Genomic DNA, 8,406 nt, shown 5'->3' on the forward strand with positions numbered 1-8,406 from the left:
TAAAATCCCCTTTTCTTTTGAATTTTTTGAATACAAAATTGCCGACATGACCGCAGAGATCCTCTCCATCCCGCGCCCCGTGCTGCACGAACAGGTCGCCAGCCGGCTGCGCCAGATGCTGGTGGAAGGCCGCATCGCGCCCGGTGCCAAGCTCAACGAGCGCACCCTGTGCGAGGAGCTGCGCATCTCGCGCACGCCCCTGCGCGAGGCGATCAAGATGCTCGCCGCCGAGGGCCTGGTCGAGCTGCTGCCCAACCGCGGTTCGGTGGCCGTGCAGCTCAGCGTGGCCGACGTGCACAACACCTTCGAGGTGATGGCGGGGCTGGAAGCCCTGTCGGGCGAGCTCGCGGCGCAGCGCATCACCGACGCCGAACTGGCCGAGATCAAGGCCCTGCACTACGAGATGCTGGCCGCGTACACGCGGCGTGACCTCTCCACCTACTACCAGCTCAACGCGACCATTCACCGCTGCATGAACGCCGCGGCCAAGAACCCGGTGCTCACCAGCACCTACAACCAGGTCAACGCCCGGCTGCAGGCGCTGCGCTTCCGTTCCAACCAGGACGGTGACAAATGGAGCCGCGCGGTGCAGGAACACGAAGCCATGGTTCAGGCGCTGGAAGCGCGCGACCCGGCCGCGCTCAGCCGCGTGCTCACCAGCCACCTCAACAACAAGCGCGATGTGGTGCTGGATCAGTTGCGCGAGCAGGAAGCCCAGGCCCTGCAGCACCGGGGGCATGGCGAATGAACGCGCCCCTGCCCCTGAAGGTGGCCGGCGGCACGCCCGACGCGGTGTATGACGACGTGGCCCGAGCCAGCAACGAAGTGGCCGGTGAGCTCGCGCGGCGCCTGGCGGCGCAGACCCGGGGCGAGGTGCTGTTCTCGCCCGCCGACCGCGGCCGCTACGCCACGGACGCGTCGATCTACCAGCAGATGCCGGTGGGCGTGTTCGTGCCGCGCGACACCACCGACGTGCGCCTGGCGCTCGACGTCTGCCGCGACATGGCCGTGCCCATCGTGCCGCGCGGCGGTGGCACCAGCCAGTGCGGCCAGACCGTGGGCGCCGGCCTGGTGATCGACCACAGCAAACACATGCGCCGCGTGCTCGACTTGAACGTGCAGGAGCGCACCGCCACCGTGGAGCCCGGCCTGGTGCTGGACCACCTCAACGCACAGCTGAAAGCCCACGGCCTGTGGTACCCGGTGGACGTGTCCACCAGCGCGCAGGCCACGCTGGGCGGCATGGCCGGCAACAACTCCTGCGGCAGCCGTTCGGTGGCCTACGGCAACATGGTGCACAACGTGCTGGGCGCGCAGGCCTGGCTGGCCGACGGCAGCCTGGTCGACTTCGGCGACCACGCCACGGCCAGCCCGCAAGCGAAGGCCATCGGCGACTTCGTGCGCGAACTGGCGATGGAGAACGCCGACGAGATCGACGCGCGCTGGCCCAAGGTGCTGCGGCGCGTGGCCGGCTACAACCTCGACATCTTCCGCAACCAGAACGAAAAGCCGTACACGCACGACGGCTCGGTGAATTTGTCGCACCTGCTGATCGGCAGCGAAGGCACGCTGGCGCTCACGCGCTCGCTCACGCTGCGCCTGAGCGAACTGCCGCGCGCCAAGGTGCTGGGCGTGGTGAACTTTCCCACCTTCTTCCAGGCGATGGACAGCGCGCAGCACATCGTCAGGCTGGGTGAAGGCATGGTGTCGGGCCAGCTCACGGCGGTGGAGCTGGTGGACCGCACCATGATCGAGCTCTCACTGCAGAACCCGGCGTTTGCGCCCACCATCCGCACCGCGCTCTCGCCCCACATCAACGGCGGCAAGCCCGAGGCCGTGCTGCTGGTGGAGTTCAGCGGCCCGAGCAAGGCCGACATCGCGCCCAAGATCCGTGAACTCGTGGAACTCATGGGCGTCCTGGGCCTGCCCGGCAGCGTGGTCGAGATGGTGGACGACGCACCGCAGAAGGCCCTGTGGGAGGTGCGCAAGGCCGGCCTGAACATCATGATGAGCCTGCGCGGCGACGGCAAGCCGGTGAGCTTCATCGAGGACTGCGCCGTGCCGCTGGTGCACCTGGCCGAGTACACCGACGCGCTCACCCAGGTGTTCCGCAAACACGGCAGCCGCGGCACCTGGTACGCCCACGCATCTGTGGGCACGCTGCACGTGCGGCCCATCCTGGACATGCGGCGCGAGGGTGCAAGCAAGATGCGCGCGATCGCCGAAGAAGCCAGTGAACTCGTGCGCAAGTACAAGGGCGCCTACAGCGGCGAACACGGCGACGGCCTGTGCCGCGGCGAATGGATCGAATGGCAGTTCGGTCCGCGCATCAACGAAGCCTTTGCCCGGATCAAGCAGCACCTCGACCCCACCGGGCTGTTCTCACCCGACCGCATCGTCAACCCGCCGAAGATGGACGACACGCGCCTGATGCGCTTTCCGCCCGGCTACAAGGTGGTGCCCATCACGCCCGTGCTCGACTGGAGCGCATGGGACGTGAAGGCCGACCCCGTGACCGAAGTGACCACCGCGCCCGGCACCGGTGAAGACCCGGCGCGCGGCCTGGCCAAGGCGGTGGAGATGTGCAACAACAATGGCCACTGCCGCAAGTTCGACGCCGGCACCATGTGCCCGAGCTACCGCGTCACGCGCGACGAACAGCACCTCACGCGTGGCCGCGCCAACACCCTGCGCCTGGCGCTCAGCGGGCAGATTTCCGGCCTCTCGGGTGCGGACGCGCTCACCAGCGAGGTGGTGCACGACGCCATGGACCTCTGCGTGGGCTGCAAGGGCTGCAAGCGCGACTGCCCCACCGGCGTGGACATGGCGCGCATGAAGATCGAATTCCTGCAGCACTACAAGGCGCAGCACGGCCACACGCTCAAGGACCGGCTGGTGGCGCACCTGCCCGGCTACGCCCGCTGGACGGCGCGCCTGGCGCCCGTGCTCAACCTGCGCAACCGCGTGCCACTGCTGGCCTCATTGACGGAGAAGTGGCTGGGTATCTCGGCCCGGCGCAGCCTGCCGGCATGGCGCATGCGCCACTTCTTCAACCGCGCCATGAAGACCGCGACGCGCGAGCAGGTGCTGGCCGCCGAACGCGGCGTGGTGCTGTTCGTCGACACCTTCAACGGCTACTTCGAGTCGGAGAACGCGCATGCCGCGGTGAAGGTGCTGCAGGCCGCGGGCTACACGGTGCACGTGGCGACCAAGGCCAAAGACGACGGCCAGCACCTGTGCTGCGGGCGCACCTACCTGGCCAGCGGCATGGTGGAACAGGCGCGCGATAAGGCGCGCGAGGTGGTGCAGAGCCTGCTGCCGTTCGCGCGGCAGGGCATCGCCATCGTGGGGCTGGAACCCTCGTGCCTGCTGACCTTGCGCGACGAGATGCTGGTGATGGGCCTGGGTGAGGCGCCGCAGCAGATCGCCGATCACGCGCTGCTGTTCGAGGAATTCCTGGCGCGCGAGGCCCGGGCCGGTCGGCTGGATGCGCTGAAGGCAAAGCTCCAGCCGGTGACCCGGCCGGTGCTGCTGCACGGCCACTGCCACCAGAAAGCCTTCGACGCCGTCTCGCCCATCCTGGAGGTGCTGCGCTGGATCCCCGGCGCGAAACCCCAGCTGATCGAGAGCAGCTGCTGCGGCATGGCCGGCAGCTTCGGCTTCGACGCCTCGCACCACGACGTCTCGATGCAGATGGCCGAACTCAGCCTGTTGCCCGCCGTGCGCGCCACGCCCGACGCCATCGTGGTCGCCGACGGCACCAGCTGCCGCCACCAGATCCACGACGGCGCACAGCGCGAAGCGGTTCACGTGAGCCGGCTGCTGGCGGGGCTGCTGCCCGACTGAACCGGCGAGGGCTGTCGCGGAGCTAGAATCGCTACCGTTCGCGGGTGTAGTTCAATGGCAGAACGGCAGCTTCCCAAGCTTCATACGAGGGTTCGATTCCCTTCACCCGCTCCACCGCATCATGCTGCAGACCTCCGCAGAGGTCCAGGAGGGCCTGCAAGTCCTTGCCGCACAAGGATTGTTGCGCGCTTTGACGCTCTGGATTGACCGCTGTTGGTCTGGCTGGAAGCCACTTCCGGATCGCGCGGCGCATGCATCCACAGCACTCGGCACGCCGGGCGCAATCGCCTTCGTTCTGCTGCGCGGCACTGGCAACGGCATCCTGCCAGTGCCTTGGGTAGCCTGCCGTCAGCGATGTTCGGCCCGTCCGGGTACAGGAATCGTCAGTGCGCCTGGGTGACCGAAGCGGCCAGCGCCTGCAGCAGCGCGGCACCGTCGCCGCGCCAGGCGCTGCCGTGCATGCAGGCGAGCGTTTGTGGCGATTGCTGCGCCAGTCGAAGCAGCGTGGCTTTGGTCTGCGGTGCATGGGCGTAGTAATCCATCGGGGTGCGGAAGGCTTCGCTCGGGCCCAGGATGTCCGCTTCGGTCAAGGCCTGCTCGCCATACCCCGGCTGGGTGAAGAGATCGCCGCACAGCAGGGTTTTGGTGGTCGTTTCCATCAGCAGCCCGGCATCCCAGCCGTGCGGCACATGCGGTGTGTCGAACCACTGCAGGGTGCGGCGGCCGGTGTGCAGCAATTCACCATCGGCCAGCACGCGCGGTGCGCGATCGGCCATGTCGGTGGTCGAGACCATCGCGGCGATGTGGCCCGAGAGGGGCACGGCCTGCGGTGCGACGGCCAGCAACTGGTTCAGTGAACCGCACTCGTCGGCTTCGGTGTGCGAAAAGCCGATCCAGCGCAGGCGCTCGATTGGCATGACGGCGGCAATGGCCGCGCTGACCAGCGGGAACAGCGAACGGCCACCAGTGTGGAACAACAGCGGCTCGTCGTCGAGCAGCAGATATTGATTGAAGCTGAACTGCGATCCGTCGGGCGCGTCAATCGGCGTGTTGATGCGGTAGATGCCGTCGGCAATCTCGTGCACGTTGGTGCGGGTCTCGGTGTTGGTGATCATTGAGGGGCTCCAGATGGCGGTTGCGAGGTCGATGCTGGCCGCGGCGGTGCCGGCGGGAGCATCGCTCCGATAGACGCTGGGGGAGATTGAAGGTGGCAGGCGACCATTGTCGTTGCGACCGCATTGCTTTGCTCGTCAGGTGCAAAGAGCAAGGTAGCGACCGGATGCTGTTTCCGTCACCGCCCACACCACCCTTTGCGCGCGGTGTGCACCCTGCCTCAGAACCCCACCGCCTGCCCATCGCGCCGCGAATCGCTCGCGGCCACGTAGCCGTCGGCGATGTCGTCGCCCAGCCGGGCGACGAACTGGCCGCTGCCGAAGTCGAGGTAGCTGTCTGCGGTGGGCTCGAAGCGGTGGCCCAGGGCCTTGAGGCCGTCGCGCAGCGCGGGTGCCATGGTGGGCTCGAAGTCCACGTCCAGGCCCTGGCCCCATTTCCAGCGCGGCGCGTCGCACGCGGCCTGGGGTTGCTGGCCGTGCACCAGCATGCGCACGAGGGTCTGCACATGGCCTTGCGGCTGCATGTTGGCGCCCATCACGCCAAAGCCCATCACCGGCTGGCCCGCGCGCGTGACGAAGCCCGGGATGATGGTGTGGAAGGGCCGCTTGCCCGGTGCCACCTGGTTGGGATGGCCGTCCTGCAGGGTGAATCCGTGGCCGCGGTTGTGCAGGCTGATGCCCCAGCCCGGCACCACCACGCCGCTGCCGAAGCCCAGGTAGTTGGACTGGATCAGGCTGACCATGCGGCCCTGCGCGTCGGCCGCCGTCAGGTACACCGTGCCGCCCTGAGGTGGTCGGCCCGGGCCGGGGTTGATGGCGCGCCTGGGGTCGATGAGCTTCGCGCGCTCGCGCAGGTAGGCCGGGTCCAGCAGGTCGGCCGCGCGCACCTCGGTCATGCAACGCGCGTCGGCCACCCAGCGGTAGGTGTCGGCAAACGCCAGCTTGATGGCCTCGATCTGCAGGTGCTGGCCTTCGATGCTGTCCACGCCGTACCGCCCGATGTCGAGTTGCTCCAGCATGCCCAGCGCCATCAGCGCGGCAATGCCCTGGCCGTTGGGTGGCAGTTCGTGCACGGTGTGACCGGCGAAATCCATGGTGATGGTGTCGGTCCACTCGACCTGGTGCGCGGCGAGGTCGCTGGCGCGCAGCTGTGCGCCGTGCTCGCGCGCGAAGGCTTCGATGGCGGTCGCGATCTCTCCGCGGTAGAAGGCTTCGCCGCGCGTCTCGGCGATCGCGCGCAGCGCACGCCCGGCATCGGGGAAGCTGAAGCGCTCGCCCGCGTGCGGTGCGCGCCCGCGTGGCAGGAAGGCCTGCGCAAACCCGGGCTTGTCGTGCAGCAGCGGCATGGCGCGCGCCCACTTGTCGGCAATCACCGGCGCCACCGCGTGGCCGCCCTCGGCGAGTTCTATCGCGGGTTCAAGCAGGTCGGCAAAGGGCAGGGCGCCGAAGCGCTGCGACAGCGCCGCCCAGCCCGCCACCGCGCCCGGCACGGTGACGGCGTCAAAGCCGCGCAGGGGAATCTGGCCGTGTTTGTCGCGAAACCAGGCCGGGTTCCAGCCGGCCGGCGCCGCGCCCGAGGCGTTCATGCCGTGCAGTTGCCGGCCGTCCCAGACGATGGCGAAGTTGTCGCTGCCCAGGCCGTTGGAGCAGGGCTCGACGACCGTGAGCGCGGCGGCTGCGGCAATCGCCGCGTCGATGGCGTTGCCACCCTTGAGCAGCATGCGCAGGCCGGCCTGCGCGGCCAGCGGTTGCGAGGTGGCCACCACGTTGCGCGCCATCAGCGGCGCGCGGGAGACGGGGTAGGGGTTGTGCCAGTCGAAGTGCATGTGGTGGTATCGCTCAAGTGAAGATCACTTGAGGATATCGCCCACGCACAGGTACTTGATTTCCACGTAGTCGTCCATGCCGTGGTGCGAGCCCTCGCGGCCCAGGCCGGACTGCTTGACGCCGCCGAAGGGCACGTGCTCGGTGGCGATGATGCCCACGTTGATGCCGACCATGCCGTACTCCAGCGCCTCGCTCACGCGGAAGATGCGGCCCACGTCGCGGCTGTAGAAGTAGCTGGCCAGGCCGAACTCGGTGTTGTTGGCGGCGGCTATGGCTTCCTGCTCGGTCTTGAAGCGGAACACCGGCGCGAAGGGGCCGAAGGTTTCTTCCTTCGCGCACAGCATGTCGGCCGTGGCCTCGGCCACCACGGTGGGCTCGAAGAACTGGCCCTGCAGCTTCTTGCCGCCGGTCAGCACCTTGCCGCCCTTGGCCACCGCGTCTTCCACGTGGCGCTGCACCTTGGCCACGGCCGCGTCCTCGATCAGCGGGCCCTGCACCACACCCTCGGCAAAACCGTTGCCGACCTTGAACGCCTGGACCTTGGCGGCGAACTTCTGCACGAAGGCGTCGTACACGCCGTCCTGCACGTAGATGCGGTTGGCGCAGACGCAGGTCTGGCCCGCGTTGCGGTACTTGCTGGCGATCGCGCCTTCCACGGCGGAGTCGATGTCGGCGTCGTCGAACACGATGAAGGGCGCGTTGCCGCCCAGCTCCAGGCTGAGCTTCTTCACCGTGGGCGCGCTCTGTGCCATCAGGATGCGGCCGACTTCGGTGGAGCCGGTGAAGCTCAGGTGGCGCACCACGTCGCTGGCGCACAGCACCTTGCCCACGGCGATGCTGTTGTCGCTGTCGGCGGTGATGAGGTTGAACACACCGGCCGGAATGCCGGCGCGGATCGCGAGCTCGGCCGCGGCCAGCGCGGTCAGCGGCGTGAGCTCCGCGGGCTTGATGATTACCGGGCAGCCGGCGGCCAGCGCGGGCGCGACCTTGCGCGTGATCATGGCCAGCGGGAAGTTCCAGGGCGTGATGGCCGCGCACACGCCGATGGGCTGGCGCAGCACCAGCAGGCGGCGGTTGTTGTCGAACTGCGGCAGGGTTTCGCCGTTGACGCGCTTGGCCTCTTCGGCGAACCACTCGACGAAGCTGGCGGCATAGGCCACTTCACCCTTGGCTTCCGCGTAGGGCTTGCCCTGTTCCGCGGTCATGATGCGGCCCAGGTCGTCCTGGTTCGCCATCAGCAGGTCGAACCACTTGCGCAGGATGATGCTGCGCTCCTTGGCGGTCTTGCCCTTCCAGGCCGGCCAGGCGGCGTTGGCCGCCTCGATGGCGGCCTCGGCGTCCTGCGGGCCGAGGTTGGCCACGTCGGCCAGCTTGTGGCCGGTGGCGGGGTCGAGCACGTCGAAGCGGCCGCTGCCGGCGACCCACTGCCCGTTGATCAGGCCGTCGGTCTTGAGCAGGGTCGGGTCCTTGAGCTGGGCCAGGGGGGATGTCTTCATGTCCATGGGGTGTCTCCGTCGGGGCGATGGGGTGCGTGATCGGTGGGGCAGGGGGTCAATCATTTAACTTGTTAAATAATCGAGCCGGGATTGTGCCGCTGAATGGCCGTCCAGCATAGCCCCAT

General features: G+C 68.2%; 5 protein-coding genes and 1 tRNA gene. 3 read left to right on the forward strand and 3 right to left on the reverse strand.

The window, feature by feature from the left end:
- The first annotated feature begins 46 nt into the window (after window positions 1-46).
- The 3 genes from K5880_RS05920 to K5880_RS05930 all read left to right on the forward strand — a co-directional run bounded on the left by K5880_RS05920 (window position 47) and on the right by K5880_RS05930 (window position 3,960).
- Window positions 47-748: a GntR family transcriptional regulator gene (locus tag K5880_RS05920; RefSeq protein ID WP_297649774.1), complete on the forward strand. Its 702-nt coding sequence runs from the start codon at window positions 47-49 to the stop codon at window positions 746-748.
- Complete coding sequence (locus K5880_RS05925) at window positions 745-3,846, forward strand: FAD-binding and (Fe-S)-binding domain-containing protein (RefSeq protein WP_297649776.1); 3,102 nt, start codon at window positions 745-747, stop codon at window positions 3,844-3,846. The genes K5880_RS05920 and K5880_RS05925 overlap by 4 nt, the downstream gene beginning before the upstream one ends.
- Before the next feature lie 40 nt (window positions 3,847-3,886).
- Window positions 3,887-3,960 (forward strand) — tRNA-Gly (locus tag K5880_RS05930).
- Window positions 3,961-4,229: 269 nt separating this feature from the next.
- On the opposite strand, the gene K5880_RS05935 is transcribed toward K5880_RS05930, so the two are convergent.
- The 3 genes from K5880_RS05935 to K5880_RS05945 all read right to left on the reverse strand — a co-directional run bounded on the left by K5880_RS05935 (window position 4,230) and on the right by K5880_RS05945 (window position 8,287).
- A complete protein-coding gene (locus K5880_RS05935; RefSeq protein ID WP_297649778.1) occupies window positions 4,230-4,961 on the reverse strand; it encodes an MBL fold metallo-hydrolase in 732 nt (243 codons plus the stop codon).
- 218 nt (window positions 4,962-5,179) lie between these two features.
- Entirely contained in the window at window positions 5,180-6,784 is a 1,605-nt protein-coding gene (locus K5880_RS05940; RefSeq protein ID WP_297649780.1) for a gamma-glutamyltransferase family protein, read from the reverse strand.
- Window positions 6,785-6,808: 24 nt separating this feature from the next.
- Entirely contained in the window at window positions 6,809-8,287 is a 1,479-nt protein-coding gene (locus tag K5880_RS05945; RefSeq protein ID WP_297649782.1) for an NAD-dependent succinate-semialdehyde dehydrogenase, read from the reverse strand.
- Window positions 8,288-8,406: the final 119 nt, after the last annotated feature.

The sequence above is a fragment of the Hydrogenophaga sp. genome (assembly GCF_025699295.1).
Taxonomy (GTDB): Bacteria; Pseudomonadota; Gammaproteobacteria; order Burkholderiales; family Burkholderiaceae_C; genus Hydrogenophaga.

Excerpts from the sequence above, each read along its gene's own strand:
- K5880_RS05925 (WP_297649776.1), top strand. The coding sequence starts at position 745 with ATGAACGCGCCCCTGCCCCTGAAGGTGGCCGGCGGCACGCCCGACGCG.
- K5880_RS05945 (WP_297649782.1), bottom strand. The coding sequence starts at position 8,287 with ATGGACATGAAGACATCCCCCCTGGCCCAGCTCAAGGACCCGACCCTG.
- K5880_RS05920 (WP_297649774.1), top strand. The coding sequence starts at position 47 with ATGACCGCAGAGATCCTCTCCATCCCGCGCCCCGTGCTGCACGAACAG.
- K5880_RS05940 (WP_297649780.1), bottom strand. The coding sequence starts at position 6,784 with ATGCACTTCGACTGGCACAACCCCTACCCCGTCTCCCGCGCGCCGCTG.
- K5880_RS05935 (WP_297649778.1), bottom strand. The coding sequence starts at position 4,961 with ATGATCACCAACACCGAGACCCGCACCAACGTGCACGAGATTGCCGAC.